21 protein-coding genes are annotated in these 19,022 nt (G+C 66.4%); 10 read left to right on the plus strand and 11 right to left on the minus strand.

Annotated elements, in window-relative coordinates; translation table 11 throughout:
* Nucleotides 1–174: 174 nt before the first annotated feature.
* From AC5Y3Z_RS08195 to AC5Y3Z_RS08215, 5 genes are all read left to right on the plus strand, one after another.
* Entirely contained in the window at nucleotides 175–1,107 is a 933-nt protein-coding gene (locus AC5Y3Z_RS08195) for an SAM-dependent methyltransferase (RefSeq protein WP_463824670.1), read from the plus strand.
* A gap of 144 nt (nucleotides 1,108–1,251) precedes the next feature.
* Nucleotides 1,252–1,731 (plus strand): ATP-binding protein, encoded by a 480-nt coding sequence (locus AC5Y3Z_RS08200; protein ID WP_463824669.1) that lies wholly within the window; start codon nucleotides 1,252–1,254, stop codon nucleotides 1,729–1,731.
* 59 nt (nucleotides 1,732–1,790) lie between these two features.
* Nucleotides 1,791–2,240, plus strand: a complete 450-nt coding sequence (locus AC5Y3Z_RS08205) for an anti-sigma factor antagonist (protein WP_463824668.1) — start codon at nucleotides 1,791–1,793, stop codon at nucleotides 2,238–2,240.
* A gap of 232 nt (nucleotides 2,241–2,472) precedes the next feature.
* A complete protein-coding gene (gene htpG / locus AC5Y3Z_RS08210; RefSeq protein ID WP_463824667.1) occupies nucleotides 2,473–4,419 on the plus strand; it encodes a molecular chaperone HtpG in 1,947 nt (648 codons plus the stop codon).
* Between the two features lie 41 nt (nucleotides 4,420–4,460).
* On the plus strand, nucleotides 4,461–4,676 hold the full coding sequence (locus AC5Y3Z_RS08215) for a hypothetical protein (RefSeq protein WP_463824666.1): 216 nt from the start codon (nucleotides 4,461–4,463) through the stop codon (nucleotides 4,674–4,676).
* Here the strand turns inward: AC5Y3Z_RS08215 and AC5Y3Z_RS08220 are convergent.
* Both AC5Y3Z_RS08220 and AC5Y3Z_RS08225 read right to left on the minus strand, forming a co-directional pair.
* Nucleotides 4,673–5,641, minus strand: coding sequence for an aldo/keto reductase (locus AC5Y3Z_RS08220; RefSeq protein ID WP_463824665.1), 969 nt, complete (start codon nucleotides 5,639–5,641; stop codon nucleotides 4,673–4,675). The two genes, AC5Y3Z_RS08215 and AC5Y3Z_RS08220, sit on opposite strands and share 4 nt — an antisense overlap.
* A gap of 127 nt (nucleotides 5,642–5,768) precedes the next feature.
* Nucleotides 5,769–6,080, minus strand: coding sequence for a hypothetical protein (locus AC5Y3Z_RS08225; protein WP_463824664.1), 312 nt, complete (start codon nucleotides 6,078–6,080; stop codon nucleotides 5,769–5,771).
* 190 nt (nucleotides 6,081–6,270) lie between these two features.
* Between AC5Y3Z_RS08225 and AC5Y3Z_RS08230 the strand changes: the two genes are divergently transcribed.
* Nucleotides 6,271–7,038 (plus strand): SDR family oxidoreductase, encoded by a 768-nt coding sequence (locus tag AC5Y3Z_RS08230; RefSeq protein ID WP_463824928.1) that lies wholly within the window; start codon nucleotides 6,271–6,273, stop codon nucleotides 7,036–7,038.
* Nucleotides 7,039–7,152: 114 nt separating this feature from the next.
* Here the strand turns inward: AC5Y3Z_RS08230 and AC5Y3Z_RS08235 are convergent, their stop codons facing one another.
* Nucleotides 7,153–7,752, minus strand: coding sequence for a PaaI family thioesterase (locus AC5Y3Z_RS08235; protein WP_463824663.1), 600 nt, complete (start codon nucleotides 7,750–7,752; stop codon nucleotides 7,153–7,155).
* 164 nt (nucleotides 7,753–7,916) lie between these two features.
* On the opposite strand from AC5Y3Z_RS08235, the gene AC5Y3Z_RS08240 reads away from it, so the two are divergent.
* Complete coding sequence (locus tag AC5Y3Z_RS08240) at nucleotides 7,917–8,528, plus strand: PadR family transcriptional regulator (RefSeq protein ID WP_463824927.1); 612 nt, start codon at nucleotides 7,917–7,919, stop codon at nucleotides 8,526–8,528.
* On the opposite strand, the gene AC5Y3Z_RS08245 is transcribed toward AC5Y3Z_RS08240, so the two are convergent.
* Nucleotides 8,525–10,222, minus strand: a complete 1,698-nt coding sequence (locus AC5Y3Z_RS08245) for a 3-ketosteroid-delta-1-dehydrogenase (protein WP_463824662.1) — start codon at nucleotides 10,220–10,222, stop codon at nucleotides 8,525–8,527. The two genes, AC5Y3Z_RS08240 and AC5Y3Z_RS08245, sit on opposite strands and share 4 nt — an antisense overlap.
* A 102-nt stretch (nucleotides 10,223–10,324) precedes the next feature.
* On the opposite strand from AC5Y3Z_RS08245, the gene AC5Y3Z_RS08250 reads away from it, so the two are divergent.
* From AC5Y3Z_RS08250 to AC5Y3Z_RS08260, 3 genes are read left to right on the plus strand one after another with little or no spacing between them, the layout of a single operon-like run.
* Entirely contained in the window at nucleotides 10,325–11,461 is a 1,137-nt protein-coding gene (locus tag AC5Y3Z_RS08250; protein WP_463824661.1) for a 3-ketosteroid-9-alpha-monooxygenase, oxygenase component, read from the plus strand.
* Nucleotides 11,458–11,736: a ferredoxin gene (locus tag AC5Y3Z_RS08255; protein ID WP_463824660.1), complete on the plus strand. Its 279-nt coding sequence runs from the start codon at nucleotides 11,458–11,460 to the stop codon at nucleotides 11,734–11,736. Before AC5Y3Z_RS08250 ends, AC5Y3Z_RS08255 begins: the two co-directional genes overlap by 4 nt.
* A gap of 55 nt (nucleotides 11,737–11,791) precedes the next feature.
* Nucleotides 11,792–12,583: an SDR family NAD(P)-dependent oxidoreductase gene (locus AC5Y3Z_RS08260; protein ID WP_463824659.1), complete on the plus strand. Its 792-nt coding sequence runs from the start codon at nucleotides 11,792–11,794 to the stop codon at nucleotides 12,581–12,583.
* Nucleotides 12,584–12,586: 3 nt separating this feature from the next.
* Here AC5Y3Z_RS08260 and AC5Y3Z_RS08265 read toward each other — a convergent pair whose 3' ends face one another.
* The 7 genes from AC5Y3Z_RS08265 to AC5Y3Z_RS08295 form a co-directional block, all read right to left on the minus strand.
* The gene (locus AC5Y3Z_RS08265; protein WP_463824658.1) at nucleotides 12,587–13,663 is read right to left on the minus strand and encodes a hypothetical protein; all 1,077 of its coding nucleotides are present in this window, start codon (nucleotides 13,661–13,663) and stop codon (nucleotides 12,587–12,589) included.
* 84 nt (nucleotides 13,664–13,747) lie between these two features.
* The gene (locus AC5Y3Z_RS08270) at nucleotides 13,748–14,656 is read right to left on the minus strand and encodes an alpha/beta hydrolase (RefSeq protein WP_463824657.1); all 909 of its coding nucleotides are present in this window, start codon (nucleotides 14,654–14,656) and stop codon (nucleotides 13,748–13,750) included.
* Nucleotides 14,653–15,477, minus strand: coding sequence for an SDR family NAD(P)-dependent oxidoreductase (locus AC5Y3Z_RS08275; protein ID WP_463824656.1), 825 nt, complete (start codon nucleotides 15,475–15,477; stop codon nucleotides 14,653–14,655). The genes AC5Y3Z_RS08270 and AC5Y3Z_RS08275 overlap by 4 nt, the downstream gene beginning before the upstream one ends.
* A complete protein-coding gene (locus tag AC5Y3Z_RS08280) occupies nucleotides 15,474–15,935 on the minus strand; it encodes a nuclear transport factor 2 family protein (RefSeq protein WP_463824655.1) in 462 nt (153 codons plus the stop codon). Before AC5Y3Z_RS08280 ends, AC5Y3Z_RS08275 begins: the two co-directional genes overlap by 4 nt.
* A gap of 62 nt (nucleotides 15,936–15,997) precedes the next feature.
* Nucleotides 15,998–16,987, minus strand: coding sequence for an acyl-CoA dehydrogenase family protein (locus tag AC5Y3Z_RS08285; RefSeq protein WP_463824926.1), 990 nt, complete (start codon nucleotides 16,985–16,987; stop codon nucleotides 15,998–16,000).
* Between the two features lie 35 nt (nucleotides 16,988–17,022).
* Nucleotides 17,023–18,168 carry an acyl-CoA dehydrogenase family protein gene (locus AC5Y3Z_RS08290; RefSeq protein WP_463824925.1) on the minus strand — a complete coding sequence of 382 codons (1,146 nt, stop codon included), beginning with the start codon at nucleotides 18,166–18,168 and terminating at the stop codon, nucleotides 17,023–17,025.
* The gene (locus AC5Y3Z_RS08295; RefSeq protein WP_463824654.1) at nucleotides 18,168–18,944 is read right to left on the minus strand and encodes a crotonase/enoyl-CoA hydratase family protein; all 777 of its coding nucleotides are present in this window, start codon (nucleotides 18,942–18,944) and stop codon (nucleotides 18,168–18,170) included. The genes AC5Y3Z_RS08290 and AC5Y3Z_RS08295 overlap by 1 nt, the downstream gene beginning before the upstream one ends.
* Nucleotides 18,945–19,022: the final 78 nt, after the last annotated feature.

Consider the following 19,022-nt stretch of genomic DNA (forward strand, 5'->3'; position numbering starts at 1 on the left):
GGCCGGGTGGTCCCGGTGGACCGGGCGGACCGGGTGGACCCGGCGGGCCCGGGGGCCCAGGAGGTCCCGGCGGCCCGGGGCGACGCTGACGCTGCACCTCCGCGCCGGCCGCTTATTAACCTAGCTAAGTGTTATACTGGCTAAGTATCACCGGTTGGATGAGGGGAATGCTTCGTGCCACGTACCGACAACGACACCTGGGACCTGGCCACCAGCGTGGGCGCCACCGCCACCATGGTGGCCGCGGCCCGCGCGATCGCGACCAATGCCGACAGCCCGGTGATCGACGACCAGTTCGCGGAACCGCTGGTCCGCGCCGTGGGCGTCGACTTCTTCACGCGCTGGGTGTCCGGCGACCTGGCCGCCGCTGACGTCGACGACGACGAATCGAGCTGGAAGCTCGAGCACATGCCGGACGCCATGGCCGCCCGCACCCGATTCTTCGACGGGTTCTTCCAGGACGCGGTGCAGGCCGGTGTCCGGCAGGCGGTCATCCTGGCCTCCGGGTTGGATGCCCGCGCCTATCGGCTGGACTGGCCGGCGGACATGACCGTGTTCGAGATCGACCAGCCAGAGGTGATCGCGTTCAAGACCACCACCCTGGCAGGCCTGGGCGCTGCTCCCAAAGTCGACTTGCGCACCGTCGCCATCGATCTGCGACAGGACTGGCCCACCGCGTTGCGCGAGGCAGGCCTGGACACGAACCGGCCGACGGCCTGGATCGCCGAAGGACTGCTCGGATACCTTCCGCCGGAAGCGCAGGACCGCCTGATGGACAACATCACCGCGCTCAGTGCGTCGGGCAGCCGGTTGGCGGTCGAAGCCATCCCGGACCGGCCCGAGCGCGACGTCGAGCAGGCGCGCGAGATGATGCGCCGGTCCACCGCCAAGTGGCGTGCGCACGGCTTCGAGTTGGACTGGGAGAACCTCGGCTTCGAAGGCGAGCGCAAGGATGTCGCCGAATACCTGCAACGCCTGGGTTGGCAGTCCAGCGGCACCCAGATGAGTGAGTTGCTGGCCGAGCACGGGCTGGACCTGGTTCCGCAGGCCCACGACTCGGTGACGATGGCCGACACCATCTACTACACCTCGGTCCTGACTAGGTGAGCGCACCGCGCTGGCGTCAAAAGCTGAGCTGACCGGCCCTTCGGTGCCCGGTCGGTGATCGAAACCGTCGGGTCACGCCCTAAAGCACTGGGGGACTGATCACATCAGGTGTATCCGCCCCACCTATGGGGTAGCCCACAGCCCGTGAGCGGTACGACGTCCAGCGATCAGGTCGGTTTCAGTGAAGCCGACCAGCTCTGGCTTTCGCACACCGGGACCGCTGACCCGCACACCGTGGCGATGTTCCGGCGCGACCTGAACGACTGGCTGAGCCGCAACCTGGAACTCGACGAGGACCGCTCGGCCGACATCGTGCTCGCCGCGGACGAAGCCCTGTCCAATTGCGCCGATCACGCGTACCAGGTCGTCGAGCAGGTCGGCAGCATGACGCTGCAGATCACCTACAGCCCGGTGACCACCGAACTCAAGGTCTGCATCAGCGACTACGGCCGGTGGATCGAACCCAATCCCGCGGCCATCAACGCGGTACGCGGTCGCGGCATCATGTTGATGCGCTCGTTGGCTGACGAGTGCTTTATCGACGGCGGGCAGGCTGGCACGACAGTCTGTCTGCGTTTTCGCGGCTGTCCGCCTAATAGCTACGTGCTGAGCCAAGCCAGCTGACATGCGGCGTGAACCCGGGCAGATGCCCACCCTGTCTGCACGGAATGGAGGAGCGCAGCATGAGCCTGGCCGTCACTGAAGTGTTTGCCGCGCCGGTGCGGTTGACGCCCCGCCTGGTTGCCGAACTCGGAGCTGAACACAGCACGCTGCGTGCGGCCGTGCAGGGCTTCGACGCGGCGGTGATCGTCTACGTCGGCGGCGAGATCGACGCCAACAACGACGAGACCTGGCGTCAACTGCTCGCCGAAGCCTCGGCGTTCGCGACTGCGCCGCAGCTTTTCATTGTCGACGTGAACAGCGTGGACTTCATGTCGTGCTCGTCCTACCTGGCGCTGGCTGACGCGGCGCGCTGGTGCCGTCAACGCGGGATCGAGTTGTGCCTGGTCAGCCACCAAACGTCGGTGGCCCGCACGGTCGCCGCGTGCGGCCTCGCTGATGTCCTGACGGTGCATTGCGGGGCACCGCACAGTCTGCAGCTGACGGACCCGCCCCAGAACCAGGCGTGCTGACTCAGCTTCCAGGTCATCTGAAAGTTGCGGTGCTGCATCAGCCGCGCCACCGGGAAGCCGGATCGCCGTGGACATGGCCGCCGCCCCCGGATTGCCTGCCTTGCGGAGGTGGTCGACGAACTGGTTGCCGCCGGGCGACCGACGACCACCGACTGTTAGCCGCCACCCGAGGCTGACCGGCGGATCGCGTCTCGATACATTCGGACGCGATCGACACGTCGGAAGGAAACTCATGAACGCGCAGGTCGAGCAGCTGGAATTCCAGGCCGAGGCCCGGCAACTGCTGGATTTGATGGTCCACTCGGTGTACTCGAACAAAGACTCGTTTTTACGGGAGTTGATCTCGAATGCTTCTGATGCGCTGGACAAGGTGCGCCTCGAAGCGCTGCGTAATAAGGATCTGGACGTCGACACCTCCGACCTGCACATCGAGATCGACATCGACAAAGATGCCCGGACTCTCACCATCCGGGACAACGGCATCGGCATGACCCGTGCCGAGGTGGTGGATCTGATTGGCACACTGGCCAAGTCGGGGACCGCCGAACTTCGCCAGCAGCTCAAAGAAGCCAAGAACGCCGAGTCCTCCGAAGAGCTCATCGGCCAGTTCGGCATCGGTTTCTACTCGTCGTTCATGGTGGCCGACAAGGTCGAATTGCTCACCCGTAAGGCCGGTGAGAGCGAGGCCACCAAGTGGGAATCCACCGGTGCAGGCACCTACACCATCGAAGCCGTCGAGGGTGCGCCGCAAGGCACGTCGGTGACCCTGCATCTCAAGCCTGAGGACCTCGAGGACGAGCTGCACGACTACACCTCGGAATGGAAGCTCAAGAGTCTGGTCAAGCAGTATTCGGACTTCATCGCGTGGCCGATCCGGATGGAGGTCGAGCGCACGATCCAGGTCCCCGTTGCAGGTGCTGACGAGGGGTCCGACGAGACCCGCGAAGAGACGGTCACGGATACCGAAACGCTCAACTCGATGAAGGCGCTGTGGGCGAAGTCCAAAGACGAGGTCACAGCCGAGGAATACAAAGAGTTCTACAAGCACATCGCGCACGCCTGGGACGACCCGCTGGAAGTCATCGCGATGAAAGCCGAAGGAACCTTCGAGTACCAGGCATTACTGTTCATCCCGTCGCAAGCGCCGTTCGACCTGTTCAACCGCGACGTCAAGACCGGTGTGCAGCTGTACGTCAAACGGGTGTTCATCATGGGCGACTGCGACGAGCTCATGCCCGAGTACCTGCGGTTCATCAAGGGTGTCGTTGACGCACAAGACTTGTCGCTCAACGTATCTCGCGAGATTCTGCAGAAGGATCGGCAGATCAACGCAATCCGCCGGCGGCTCACCAAGAAGGTGCTCGCCACGATCAAGGACATTCAGTCGGAGCGGCCCGAGGACTACCGCACCTTCTGGACCCAATTCGGGCGGGTGCTCAAAGAGGGCCTGATGTCGGACTTCGACAACCAGGAGACCCTGCTGACCATCTCCTCTTTCGCCTCGACGCACAGCGAGGAGGAGCCGACGACGCTGGCCGAATACGTGGCACGGATGAAAGACGGCCAGACGCAGATCTTCTACGCCACTGGTGAATCCCGCCAGCAGTTGGAGAAGTCACCGCATCTCGAGGCGTTCAAGGCCAAGGGTTACGAGGTGCTGTTGCTCACCGACCCGGTGGACGAAGTCTGGGTCGGCACCGTCAGCGAGTTCGACGGCAAGGCACTCCAGTCGGTGGCCAAAGGCGAGGTGGACCTCGGTTCCGACGAGGAGTCCTCGTCGGCCGAGCGCGAAGAACAGGAGAAGGATTTCGCCGACTTGCTGACCTGGCTCAAGGAGACATTGAGCGAGCACGTCAAGGAGGTACGGCTGTCCACTCGGCTGACCGAGTCACCGGCCTGTCTGATCACCGACGCCTTCGGTATGACTCCGGCGCTGGCCCGGCTGTACCGGGCCTCCGGGCAGGAGGTGCCGGTCGGTAAGCGGACTCTGGAGCTGAACCCGAATCACCCGCTGATCACCGGGTTACGCCGGGCGCACGCCGACCGTCCGGACGACGCTGCGGTCGCCGACACCGCCGAATTACTGTACGGAACAGCGCTTCTCGCAGAAGGGGGAGCGTTGGAAGATCCGGCGCGCTTCGCCGCACTGCTCGCTGAACGGCTGGCCCGCACCGTCTAGACAGGCGATTGAAAGCTGTCCGCAGCGGTTATCCGGTCCGCATGACGGTGTTCAGAGCCCTCAACCCGTGCGGCGAGGTCGTGGCGACCAGCAATTTCGACACCGCGGAGGCAGCGCACCGGTGGTTCGCCGAGTCCGTCGCCGGCCGATATGCGTCGGGTTGGCGGATGCAGGTCGACGACGACGGGCAGTGGGCGAACTTCGACGACACCGGCGGCTTCACAGCTCCGCTGAGTCGCCGCCGCGTGCCCGGTTAGAACGGCAGCTTTTCGCGAACCAGGTCGGTCAGGAAGCGGCCTGCCGACACCGGTCGGAACGCGCGGGCCGCGGCCGTCAGTGCGTCGTGTGAATCCTTGCTCAGTTCGATGTCGGCGGCGGCGACATTGAATTCCAGCTGTTCGACGCTGGATGCGCCGGGAATGGCGACCACTCCCGGCAGGTTGATCAGCCAGGCCAGCGCGACCTGGGCAGGCTTGGCGTCCACCTCGGCGGCGACGTCGCGCAGCGTCTGTAGCAGCGGCTCGACCCGCCGGAGGTTCTCGGTGCCGAACAGGTAGTTCAAACTCCGCACACCGCCGGGGCGATTGTCGGGACCGTACTTGCCGCCGAGCAGGCCCTGCGACAGCGGGCTGTAGGCGATGACGATCCGATTCTCCCGCTCCGCGAACGGGACCATGTCGTCCAACGCGCCCGGGTTGGCCAGTGAGAAACTGACCTGGTTGCTGATGACCGGGCGCCCCAACGCCGCATCGGCTTTCTTCCAGCGCTCGAGGGAATAGTTCGAGACGCCGGCGGCGCCGATCCTGCCGTTATCGAGCAGGTCCCGCATGCCGGGCATGATCACCGTGTCGGGCACCACCGGGTTGGACTGGTGGATCTGGTACAGCGGGATGCGGTCCAGTTGCAGACGTCGCGCGCTGGCCTGTTCGCGCTGCTTGATCACTGCCGGGAACGGCGCGACCGGGAAGACCTTGCTCGCCACCGCCACCTCGGCGCGTTCCTCGCCGAGTGCCTCGCCGAGGATCCGTTCGCTCTTGCCCAGGCCGTACACCTCGGCGGTGTCGAACAGGGTGACTCCCAGGGCACGGGCGCGCTGCACGATGTCGCGTGCGGCCCCTGAGGCGTAGTTTTCGCCGTACCCCCACTCGCGTGAACCGAACTGCCAAGTACCCAGACCGATCCGGCTCACCCGTCCGACGCCGTCGACGTCAACATATTTCATAAGCCCACCGTATACGGCCGTATTGTCCGGCTCACCCGCGGTGCGGCTGCTCTGGCACGAAAAGCGTTGGCCGCAAATCGTTTCCGCCGATAAACCCCGCGCGACGGAATGGCACCGCGACCTGTGGTCAACTGGCGGGCGGTGGGGCGGCGTCGTCGGAATGCGCGTGGTGCCATTGCAACTCCGCGGCACGAACCTGCTGGTGAGTGTGGCGTAACCACACCAGACCGGCGGCACCGACCGCGAGCGCAACGAGCACCGCCGCCACCCCGACCGACGTGTGGTGCGTGGCGAACGCGGCCAACCCTACGACCAGCGCGATCACACCAGCGGCAACCGCGATGATGCCCGGCGCATTGGCACCGTTCTTCATTGACTCGCCGGCGTGCCGGCGGGTGGTTCGGTAGTGGTCGACCGGGTCGATCTCGGGCTGGCTCATTTCTTTCCTCCTGAGAAGGAGAACTACCCGTCAGTTAGCGGAGCTAAACGGTGACGGGCCCGACCGGCCCACCCGTCCGCGGGCGGTGCGGCGGTCGCGGCAACGACATGCTGCGAAACCGGTAACCCCGTTCTCGTCCGGCCTCGGGCGTATGTCATGCTCTGTCGCGGAGGTCGATATGGCGAAAACGGTGGTGATCGGCGCCTCGAGCGGGTTGGGGCGCTGTATTGGTGTCGGATTGGCACAGCGTGGGGATCGGGTGGCGCTGCTCGCCCGACGGCGTGAGCGCATCGAAACAGCTGCGGCCGAGGCCGGGCACGGTGCGATCGCTGTCGAATGCGATGTGACTGATCAGGCATCGGCGCAGTCGGGAATCGGCGCGGCAGCCGAGGCGCTGGGCGGCATCGACAACGTCGTCTACGCACCCGCGATCAGCCCGCTGGTCCCGCTGGCCGATACCGACGCCGCGACATGGCGGCAAGTGTTCGACACCAACGTGATTGGAGCGGCGTTGGCGACCGCGGCGGCGATTCCGCACCTGACATCGGTGGCGGGCAAAGTGGTTTACCTGTCTTCGGATGCCGGCACTTTCGGACCGCCGTGGCCCGGACTCGGCGCGTATGGCGTCAGCAAGGCAGCGCTGGAGCGTCTGGTCGAGGCGTGGCGCGCTGAGCACCCCGACGTCGGCTTCACCAACCTGATCGTTGGCGAGTGCGCCGGCGGCGAGGGAGACGCCCAGACGGGGATGAATGCCGGCTGGGATCGGGAATTGGCCATGCAGGCATATCCGCTCTGGGTGTCCCGGGGCTGCATGCCGGGCAAGTTGATGCCCGTCGACGACCTCGTCGACGTGGTGCACACCATTCTGCGCACCAACGCATCGACGTCGATGCCCGTGGTGGTCGCCCGCGGGGCGCCGGCCGCGGCGGGAGCCGTGCTGGAATACGGCAAACGCTGAGCGGCGGGAGCGGGGTGGCCTCCGATGGTGACGCTGCGCTGGCGGCGGGGCTCTCTCGCACTTCGCCGCCGTGGGCGCAGAGCCGAGTAGCCATGCGCGCAGCGTCAACGCACCCTAGGTGCGCGGATGGATGAAAACCCCTTCCGCTGAGACCAATACGCCATCTGCGCCGCTGATCTGCCCGACGGCGAATGTCTTGACGCCTTCGCTCCGGTCGACCCACGCGTCGGCGCGCAACGGCTGATTCAACGGGGTGCGCTGGTGATAGCGCAGCGTCAGCGTCCCGGTGTACGCGGGCCGTCCCGGCCGGTGCGCGGTGGCACCGAGAATGTGGTCGAGAATCATTGCCGAGATCCCGCCGTGCACGTGCCCCATCGGGCCCTCGAACGCGGCGCCGAGCACAAACTCCGCCCATACCGATCCGTCGCTTTCGTGATGAACCACCAGCGGCGGAGCAGACGGATTGCGCACTCCGATAACGACATTGCCCGACGCGATGCCCTGCCCATCGTTGATGTCGCGTTCGCCGAACGTACCGGGCATCAGCTCGGCGCTGAGTTCGCTTGTCACGCTGTCGATCTTGGCCGTGGCGGCGGCGATGATGTCGTGGCCCACCTCGGTGCGAATCGTCGCGTCGATCAGGCGTCGCACCGACATCGCCAGCGACTCGTACACCGGCAACGAATCAGTCATCGACGCAAACGAATCCACCATGTCGCCACCATAGAACAGTGACCCGGCCGCGCCGGCAACGCCGTGTCCCAATCAGCGGTCATCGCAAGCGAGTCGGTGCACCCGGTTGTTAGTCTGGCGCAGTGGAGCAGACCAGCGACAAGGGCAAGCCGGCACTTGCCGCCACCAGCTGGGCGTTGCTGGGCATGATGTCCTATGAGGAGGAAGTCTCCGGCTACGACCTGAAGAAGTGGATCGACTGGAGCGTCGACCTCTACTACTGGAGCCCGTCGTACAGCCAGATCTACACCGAGCTGAAGAAGCTGGAGAGCCTCGATCTGGTGACGTCGCGCGTCGAGCGTGACGAGGGCACCCGCAGCCGCAGGCTCTACAGGATCACCCCGGCCGGGATGGCAGCGATCACCGACTGGACCAACAATGCGCCCCTGGACCCGCCGGTCCTCAAGCACAGCATGCTGTTGCGGGTGACATTCGGGCACCTGAGCAACCCGACCCGGCTCAAGGAACTGCTACACGAACACGTGGCGTACGCAGAAGCCCGATATCGCAAGGCGATTGAGGACGCTGAGGGGGCGGAGGCCGAACCCGCTTGGGCCTACTCGGTGATGGCACTGCGGTGGGCGGCAAAGTACTACGCTGCCGAGCGGGAGTTCGCCCTGGAACTCATGAAAGACATCGACGAAGCCAACGCCATCATCGAGCAGGCAGCCAAGGGCGGGTTCGGTAAACCGCGGCCCACCCCGGGATACTGGCGTGAAATTGAAAAGCAGGTCGACGCCAAGCGCGCCGCCGACTAATTCGACGCGTCGCAGGCGGCGATGTAGCCGTAGACCAGGCCCTGTGCGATCGTGGCGCCTGCGCCCGGGTAGGTGGTGCCGAACGCATTGGCGGCGGCATTGCCGATCGCGTACAGACCGTGGATCGGGGTGCCATCCTCGCGCAGCACCCGCGCCCGCCCGTCGGCTTTGACGCCACCGCAGGTACCGAGGTCGCTCAGCACCATCTTCACCGCGTAGAACGGCCCGTTGCGCAACGGGCGCAGGTTCGGGTTGGGCCGGATAGTTGGGTCTCCGTAGTAACGGTCATAAGCGCTGCGGCCCCGACCAAAGTCCGGATCCGCACCGGCACAGGCATTTTCGTTGAACCTGCTCATCGTGTCGGTGAACTCCGCGACCGGCAGCCCGATCCGCGCGCCGAGTCCGGCTAAGGTGTCGGCGCGAGCGGCGATGCCGGCGTCGTACCAGGCCTGCGGCACCTTCATCCGCGGAAACAGCTCGGCGCCAAAGACATAACTGTTGCGGTACTGCTGGTCTAAGACAATCCACATTGCCTCAATCGGGTTGCCGGAACGCTCGAGGGCCAGCAGTCGCTGCCCGAAGGACATGTAGTCGGCTGCCTCGTTGGTGAACCGGCGACCGTGCTGGTTCACGATCAGGCAACCCGGCAGTGATCGTTCAGCCAACATCACAGCGGGCGACTTGCCGGGCAGCGGCGCGATCGCAGGGAACCACCACGCCTGATCCATCAGGTCGATGCCGGCGCCCCGATCCTGCGCTGTGCGAATTCCGTCGCCGGTGTTGCTGTCGGCGCCCAAACTCAGATGCGCGCCCAGCGATGCGGACTGAAACTTCCACCGCATGTCCATGTTGTGGTCGAAACCCCCGGTGGCCAGGACCACCCCGCGGCGGGCGGTGATGGTGATCTCCCGGCCCCGGTGCGCCACGACCGCACCGGTGACCCGGTCTGCCTCGCCGTCGAGCCGCACCAGCGGGGTGTCGGTCCAGATCGGGATGCCGGCGCGCAGGACACCGGCGAACAGGCCGGCCATCAGACCCTGCCCGCCCGCTGCGTACCGCCTGCCCACCGCCAACCCGGCCACGCCCTGCGCGATCCGCTTACCGAAGGTGGGAATTCCCTTGCGCGGCACCCGGGTTACCAGATTCATCCAGCGGTAGTCGGCACCCGTCGTCGGGATCGCGAACGCGGCTTCCAACACGCCGGGTCGCAATCGGTCCCGATAGGGACCGAGCATCGAGGTGTTGAACGGATAGCACTCACAGGTGCGGCCCGCCGCACTGCCGCCCGGTTCCTCCGGGTGGTAGTCGGAGTAGTCCCGGGCCCAGAACAGCCGCAGCGGGGTGGTCCGCCGCAGCATATGGACCGTCGCAGGAAGCTGGTCCAGGAAGCCGGCCGATCGCTGCGGGGGTGCCGATCCTGCGACCACCGCGTCCAGGTAGGTGGCCGCCTGCGCGGCGGAGTCCCCGGCGCCGGCCTCGTCCAGCACCGGCCCGCCCGGCAGCCACAGGGCACCGCCCGAGCGGGCGGTCGATCCGCCGACGTAGGACGACTTCTCCACGACCAGCACCGACAGCCCGAGCTCGTGGGCGGCCAGCGCCGCAGCCAGCCCGGTGCCGGACCCGACCACCAGCAGGTCGACGCAGGTGTCGTCGACGGGAAGTCCGGCCGGGATGGTCGTGCTGGGTGCGCTCACCCCTGGGACGCTAGGCCGGTGCGGCACCGTACCGGAAGAGGTCTCCTGATCAGTGGAACAGGTGATCCCCCATCGCCGGCCGGGAGGCGTTCAATGGGTCCTATGAGTTCGCACACCGACGCCGATGAAATCCGGCTCATCGAAGCGCAGGCCGCGCCGACCCGGTTCGCCCGCGGCTGGCACTGCCTGGGTCTGGTCCGGGACTTCGGGGACGGCACACCCCACGCGATCAACGCCTTCGGTCAGAAGCTGGTGGTATTTCGCAGCGGGGACGGCGACATCAATGTGCTCGACGGATACTGCCGTCACATGGGCGGTGACCTGTCGAAGGGCGAGGTGAAAGGCAACGAGATCGCCTGCCCGTTCCACGACTGGCGGTGGGGCGGGGACGGTCGGTGCACACAGGTCCCGTATGCCAAGCGCGCGCCGCGGCTGGCCCGCACGGCGACGTGGACCACGCTGGAGCAGGACGGCATGTTGTTCGTCTGGAACGACCCCGAACGCAACCCGCCGGCACCGGATGCCACCATTCCGCGCATCGAAGGCGCCTCCAGCGACGAGTGGACCGACTGGCATTGGTACACCACCGTCGTCGACAGCAACTGCCGCGAGATCATCGACAACGTCGTCGACATGGCGCACTTCTTCTACATTCACGGCTCGCTGCCCACCTACTTCAAGAACATCTTCGAAGGGCACGTGGCGACGCAGTACATGAACGGCGACGGCCGGCCGGACATGGGCGGCACCGAGGGTGCGCGCATGCTCGGCACCACCTCGGTGGCGTCCTACTTCGGCCCGTCGTTCATGATCGACGACCTCACCTACCACTACGAGGACGGCGACCAGCAGACCATCCTGATCAACTGTCACTATCCAATCGACGCGAATTCCTTTGTGCTGCAATACGGCATCATCGTCAAGAAATCGGCGTCGCTACCCGACGAGCAGGCCATGCAGACCGCGATCAGTCTCGGCGACTACGTCAAGATGGGTTTCGAGCAGGACGTCGAAATCTGGCGGCACAAGGCGCGCATCGACAATCCGCTCCTGGTCGAAGAGGACGGACCGGTCTATCAACTGCGGCGCTGGTATCAGCAGTTCTACGTCGACGCCGCCGAGGTGCAGCCGGATATGGTGGACCGCTTCGAGTTCGAGTTGGACACCACCCGGCCCTACGAGGCCTGGATGAAGCAGATCGAGGCGAATATGGCGGCCAGGGCGGGCTCGGTCCCATGAGCCTGTCGTCCCGCGCCGACAACCGCCTCGACGACATGCCGATGGCGTCGGTCGGCTGCCACAGCTGCGGTGCGCAGGTACTGGTCCGCAAGAGCAGCTGGAACCAGACCAGCGTGCAGTGGGACGCCGACGCATCAGCGCGATGCCTCGAGCGCCGGGCCGCCATGCAGATCGCCGGCCACCATCGCGGACTGTTCCTGGTCTGTTCGGCGCTGCGGGACTCGATCGAGGCGGCCGTTGCGGCGGGGGAGTTGGCGATCGTCGACGACGGCTGAGCGCCATGCCGGGGGTGCCGAACAGCCGGCCGCACCCGTCCTACAATTCGCTTCGATGAATGTTGCGGTGGTCACCGGGGCCAGTCGCGGTGCCGGACGCGGTATCGCGGCGGCATTGGCCGCCAAGAACTGGCGGGTGTATGCCACCGGTCGCACCATCACCGATGCTCCGCCCGGTGGGATTGCGGTGCGCCTCGATCACCGTGACGACGACGCGGTGGCCGCATTGTTCGAGCGGGTTCGTGCCGATCATGGCGGCCTGGACCTGCTGGTCAACAACGCCGCGGCGGTGTCCGATGATTTGGTGAACCCAAAGCCGTTCTGGGAGAAGCCTCTTGAGCTTGTCGACGTACTCGATGTCGGCCTGCGATCGAGTTACGTCGCGTCGTGGTATGCCGCACCCCTGCTGGTCGCACGGGGCCGCGGGCTGATCGCGTTCACGTCGTCACCAGGCTCGGTGTGCTACATGCACGGTGCGGCCTACGGCGCCCAGAAGGCCGGGGTGGACAAGATGGTCGCCGACATGGCAGTGGATTTCGGCGGCACGGGCGTCGCGACGGTCTCGATCTGGATGGGCATCTTGCTCACCGAGAAGCTGCGCGGCGCCTTCGCAGCTAACCCGAAGGCGCTGGCCAAGACGGCAGAACACGCCGAAACCCCGGAATTCACCGGGTATTTGATCGATGCGCTGTACGGCGATCCGGAACTCGGCGCGCTGAGTGGCCAGACGTTCATCGGCGCCGAACTCGCCGAGCGGTACGGCATCACCGACGAGGACGGCCGCCGACCGCCGTCGCACCGTCACCTCGGTGCGCCGCGCACACCCAGCACGGTCGTGGTGCGCTGAAGCTCAGGCCAACTGAAAAGCACTGATGGGCGCCGCCTCTGGATACTGCGCCGGACCGCCGATGTCGAAAGCGGCATTGAGGGCGGCGATGAACTCCGGATTGTGCAGCGGCTCGCTGGGTATGTCGAGCTTGATGCCCCTGGCATTGACGTCGTCGACCATGATGTCGACGGCCTTGTCTGCGGTCAGGTCGTCGGTGCCCTCCATGTTCTTCTTCAGTTCGTCGAGGTCGGAGAAGACCTCGGCCGACCAGTGCACCAAGAAACGGAGTTCGTCGGTGTGGTGGCGGCCAATCACCTCGTGCCCATTCTTGAGCAACCACTGATCGCGGTCGCCGGGGTCGCCGGTGAACACGGTGTCGAACGCCAGCCCGGCCGGAATCTGGTGTTCCAGCGGGCCGTTGGCCTCGCCGCGGTGCACCATCATTTCGTTCTGCACCACCACGCCGCGGTTGTAGATCGGCGGCAACACCCGCTGAGGTGCCTTGAGCGGACCGTCGGGCCAGTAGGTGAATCCGCTGGTGCTGTCGAGGGAAAACCACGTGATCACCTGCGCCGTCTTGATCAGGTACTCGGTGAACAGGCCGGACTTGCCCATCACACTGGTGAGCCAGGTAGGTGCGTTCTCGTGCCGCACGCCGCGGAAGCTCGGCGAATCCAGGTGCCCCGGATCGCGATTGGCGCAGGGGCCGTTGATGTTGAACAGCATCAACTGCGGCTTGGCGTATTCGGCACCCCAGTAGCTCTTGGCCATCTCCAGGAACCGGGCGTGATAGAAGCAGTCGTGCAGTTGCGGGTAGAGCACCGCGCCATAGTTGGCCAGGTAGCCGCGGAACGTCGGGGTCAAGAAGAGGTCCAGGGACGGCGTGTAACCCTCGTGGAACAGACCGCTCATCGTCGCGATCAACTCATCGGCGGAGGCGAAATGTTGGGAAATGATCAGCCGCCATGGACCTTCGGTGCGGACCACGTCGAGTAACCGCTCGCGTTGATCATCGGTGTAGACGTCAGCGACTTCGCGGGGCGGTGCGGCGGGACGCAGCACATCCGATAGCTCCTCGCGCCGCTGTGCGGAATGCATCACGTGTCTCCTTGTCGCAGTTGCTTGTTCAATCGTGTGGGGTGCGCGCCCGGGCAGCGTCCGGGGTGTCCGGTGACCGGGACGTTAGAAGGGAACGCCGTTGGCGAGTTTGGCGCGCAGCAAGGCTCCGAGTTCGGCGATGGCCAACCGGCCCCGCGCGGTCACCCCGGGCCGCATCAGGAAACCGTGATACATCCCGGGGTAGCGGGTCAGGGTGGTCTGCACGCCTGCGTCGCACAGCCGGGCCGCATAGCGCTCTCCCCAGTCGCGGATCGGATCGCAACCTGCGGTGACCACGATGGCCGGTGGGAGACCGGACAGGTCAGCTGCGTAGGCCGGAACCAGGTACGGGTCACCGGGTGCGCCGGCGTCCCCGTCGGCCACCGCGTGCAGGAAGTCGATGTCGTCGCGGCTGAGCATCGGTGCGTCAGCGAGCGACGTGATGGACGGAACGGTCATGTCGCGATCCAGACCGGGATACAACAGCACCTGAGCGCAGAGCCGTGGCCCGCCGCGGTCGCGGGCAGCCAGGGCGACCCCGGCCGCCAGTGATCCACCGGCGCTGTCGCCGACGACGACGAGCCCGTCGACCCATGGCTGACGTGCGGCCCACTCGGCCGCGGCATAGGCGTCGTCGAACTGGGCAGGGGGCGGGTATTCCGGCGCGAGCCGATATTCGACCGACACGACCGTTGCACCGGAGGTCGATGCCAGCGCGCGGGCGAGCGGTTCGAAGGAATGGTTGGAACCCATGACCATGCCGCCGCCGTGGAAGTAGACCAGCGCCGGTCCGACGGAATCGCTTGTCGGCCGGTAGATCCGGACCGGAACGGAACCGGCGAAAGCGTCGTCGATGCAGACCATCTCGGCCATGTCGTCGGGCAGCGGAGCAGCTTCGATCGCGGCACGCATCGCGGCCAGGCCGCGCTGCCGCATCGGCGGCAGCGGACCGAACGACGCCACCCGTGCGGCCGCGTCCGGATCCAGACTCATGTCAGCTCTGGGCAACGTTGTGTGGCAAGGGATTCGGCGCGGTCGCGCATGGCGTCGACGACCGACGGTTGGGTCACCAGATAGAAGCGTCCCTGGGCCGCCTGCTCGAACAGCGTCGCGGCGGCCGCCCACGGATCCATGGCCGTGGCTTTGACGTCGAGCATGGCCCGCCGTTGCTTCTCTGCCATGCCCACATCGCCGTTCAGGTCGACCCCGCCGGCCGACTCGAAGATGTTAGAGGTCACCGCACCCGGCAGGACAGCCTGGACGTGAATGTGGTTGTCGTGCCCGGCGGTTGCCACCTCCAGACGCAGACATTCGGTCATTGCCAGCACGGCGTGTTTGCTCATGATGTAGGGCGTTTGCAACGGGATTGCCACCACCGCACCGACCGACGAGAGATTCCATACCCACACCTGTTGCCGGGTTGCCATCATCTTCGGCAGAAATGCTCTGACGCCGTGGAAGACTCCGCTGATGTTGACGTCGACGACGCGCTGCCAGTTGGCCAGCGGTGTGTCCCACAGGTAGCCGAATTGCTCGACCCCGGCGTTGTTCACCAGTAGCCGGACCGGACCCAGCTCCCGGTAGGTGCGGTCGGCCAACTCCTGAACAGCACCCGCGTCGCGGACGTCGCACACCACGTCGACGGCGCGGTCGCCGAGTTCGTCGCGCAGCGACGCCACCGCCGCGGCATCGATGTCGGCGAGCACCACCGTCATGCCCAGGTGGCTCGCGTACCGCGCCAGCCCGGCGCCGATTCCGGCACCGGCCCCGGTGATGACGGCAACGCCGCCGGCGAAAGTGTCGCGGGCGCTCACGACCCCGTGGCGGCATGCCGCTCGGCGAGCAGCACCGAGTTGGTGGTGTCCAGCACGACGTCGATGTCGGTGAACTGCAACCCGTCGGCCGTGCGGCGGACACCCACCTCAGCGACGCCGCTGGACACCGCGAACGGCACGAAGTTCGCGACTTGGTTGACGAAGATGTAGAACCGCGCCCGGTCGACGGCGGTCCGGTGCACATTGGTGGCGTGGTGCCGCAACGGGTAGGGGCTCTGCTCTCGGTGTTGGGACAGCCACTCCATGACCGCATCGCGGCCACGCAGCTCCGGCGACATCAGTTCCTCGAAAGGGCTTGCGCCACTGTCGCTTCTGCTGACATAGCGGATGTCTTCGGTGAAGCATGCGGTGAGCTCGTCGTAGTGCGCCTCGTCGTAGTGGTACCAGAAGCCGGCGATGAACTCCTGCAATTCCGGCAGCGTGATGTCGTTGCTCATGGGGCCAGTCAACCCTGCTGAATCAGGGATGAGACCCGGCTTGTCCGGTCAGTGGAACACCATCAGCACCCCGTGATCAGACCCCACAGCCCGCCTGCACTCGCATACAGGGCCGCGTCGGTCACCTGATCGTCCCAGTACCGCAGCGAACCGAACTCCGAGCGCCAGGCCAGCGCGGCCCGGGTGAATTCGTGCAAACGGTGCTCACGGGTGGTACCGATGGCGCCGTGCACCTGATGGGCATTGCGCACCGCCACCGAGGTCGCGTGCCCCGCACACGAACGCGCCACGGCCACCAGGAACTCCAGGTCGGGCGCCGTCCAATCGCTGGCGACCCCGGCGGTCGACGCGGCTTCGGTCGCTGCCCGGGCGAGCGCGGCTTCGGCGGCCAGGTCGGCGACGAGATGTTGTACCGCTTGGAATTTGGCCAGGGGGCGACCGAACTGGGTACGGGCAGTCACATGCTCGATGCACAACTGCAGGATTCGGTCGAGTGCGGCGCACACCTGAATCGCACGCACCAACCCCGATCTCAGCCGCAACTGGGTGATCTGGGCCAGGGTCACCGGTAACCCGGGCAGGTCGGTGACGTCGACGGTCACCTCGTCCCGTGGCTCACCGACCAGGTTGCTGCCAGGCATGATGTGCAGGTCGTCGACCGGGAGATCGGCGGCACGGTATCCGCCCTGCGCCCGCCACACCACCACGACGTGATCCGCCGCGGCCGCCCACGGCACACCGCTGGCGCGTCCGTGCTTGTCGAGCATGCACACCGTCCGCACCGCCGCGCCGGCCGGCGCCCCCAGTGCCGCCAACAGCCAGCACGCCAGTAAATCGTGCTCCGCCAACGGGATTCGAACGCCATGGGACGCCGCGGCGCTTAGCAATTCGGCCGCTTCGTACCACCCGGCGCCGCTGCCCCCGTCCTGCTCGGCGCCGGTGAGTCGCACCAGGCCCAGTTCGTCGAGTTGCTGCCACAGCGCGCGATCCAGTTCGACCGTCGTCGCGGGCGCCGGCTTGGCGCGGTAGTCGGCGAAGACGGAGTCCATCATGTCGACCAGGTCCCGGTCGACGACCGTCCGGCCGGTCACCGTAACCCCAATCCGCGGGCGATGACCCCACGCAACACCTCGTTGGTGCCCCCGCGCAGCGTGAAACCCGGTCGCTGGTCGACCGCCGCCCGGACCAACTCCGTGTAGATCGCGTCGGGGGCATCCAGCACGTCGGCGAACTCCGCGATGTCTCCCTCGGTCGTGGTACCCAGCACCTTGACCACCGCGGCCGGGATGTCGGCCGGATCGTGGCGCTCGAGGGCGCCGGCCACCGCGGTCGACATGTGATGCAGGCCCGCGACACGGGCCACCAGCCGCCCCAGACCCGCATCGCGGGGAATCGCGTTGGCGGCCATCCGATCCGCGCAGACCGCCAGCAGCGGGAAGGTGGACAGGAATCGCTCGGGGCCACTGCGTTCGAAGGCCAGCTCGGACGTGACTTGCCGCCAGCCGTCGCCGATCTCACCGAACACCATGTCATCGGGCACCACCGCACTGTCCAGGATGACCTCGTTGAAATGGTGGGCGCCGTTCATCGAGATGATCGGGCGGATCTCGATGCCGGGACTGCGCAGGTCCACGATGAACTGGCTCAGGCCCGCATGCCGGTGCTGCGGGTCCACCGGTTCGGTACGGGCCAGCGCGATGAACGCTTCGGCGACATGGGCGCCGGAGGTCCACACCTTCGTGCCGGACAGCGACCAGCCGCCCTCGACCCGCTCGGCTCGGGTACGCACGCTGGCCAGGTCGGAACCGGAATCGGGCTCGCTCATCCCGATGCCGAAAAAACATTCCCCGCGCACGATCCGCGGCAGAAAACGCTGCTTCTGCGCTTCGGTGCCGTATTTGAGCAGCGACGGGACTATCTGACGATCGGCGATCCAATGCGCCGCGACCGGGGCGCCGGCGGCCAGCAGCTCCTCGGTGACCACGAAGCGGTCGGTGAAGGTGCGGCCGTGCCCGCCGTACTCGGTCGGCACCGTCATGCCCAGCCACCCGCGTTCAGCCAGCGCGGCGGTGAAGTCCTCGTCCCACCGCGACAACCAGGCGTCGACCGACGGGACGAATGTGCCTGCGGCCAGCTGCTCGGCGATGAACGTGCGCACCTCGGCCCGCAGCGACGCGGTCTCGTCGGTCTCGATGCCGGCCGCAGGCACCAACCGCGGGGGCGCGGTAGCCATCAGCTTGTCCGCCACTTGGCGATGCGCTGCTCGTGCTCGGGATCGCGGTGCGCCAGCGGCTGCATGGCAGCGGCCATTCCCAGCGTCGACTCGAGCGACCCGGTGCGCGACTCCTGCAGCAGCCGCTTGGCCATCCGCAATGCGTGCGGCGGGTTCTTGGCGATCCGTTCGGCCAGCTCCCGCGCTGCCGGGAGCAGGTCTTCGTGCGGTACCACCCGGGTGACCAGACCCCACTCCAGCGCGGTCGCAGCGTCGATCCGGTCCCCGGTGAACGTCATCTCGGCGGCCCGTTGGTACCCGACGACGCGCTGCAGGAACCAGCTGCCGCCATCGCCGGGGATGAGGCCGAGTTGGACAAAACTCTCCGCGAAAGATGCACGCTCAGAAGCGATCCGGATATCGCACATGGTCGCCAGGTCACAGCCGGCGCCAATGGCGGCGCCGTTGATCGCACCGATCAAGGGGACTTCGAGCCGGGCCAGGGCCCGGGGGATGCGCTGAATTCCGTCGATATAGGCATGCCGTTGGTCAAGGGGACTCAGCCCGAACATGCCGGCCTGGTCGGCCATCTCCTTGACGTTGCCGCCCGCCGAGAAGATCTTGCCTGCAGCGGTCAGAATCACGGCGCGGACCTCGGTGTCGGCGTTGGCGTCGTCGACCGCAGTCTCGAACGCGGCGATGACGTCCTTGCCGGTGATCGCGTTACCCACGCTGGGCAGGTTGATCGTCCAGGTCCGGATCGGTCCGTCGGAGGCGATGTCCAAAGCGTTGCTCATGCTGGCCACTGTAGGGAGTCCGATTTCGGGCTCGTGTCCCGCTCAGAGGAAAGACTCGTCGTCGACCTGCTCGCCGGC

It is taken from the genome of Mycobacterium sp. NGS61 (assembly GCF_059812325.1).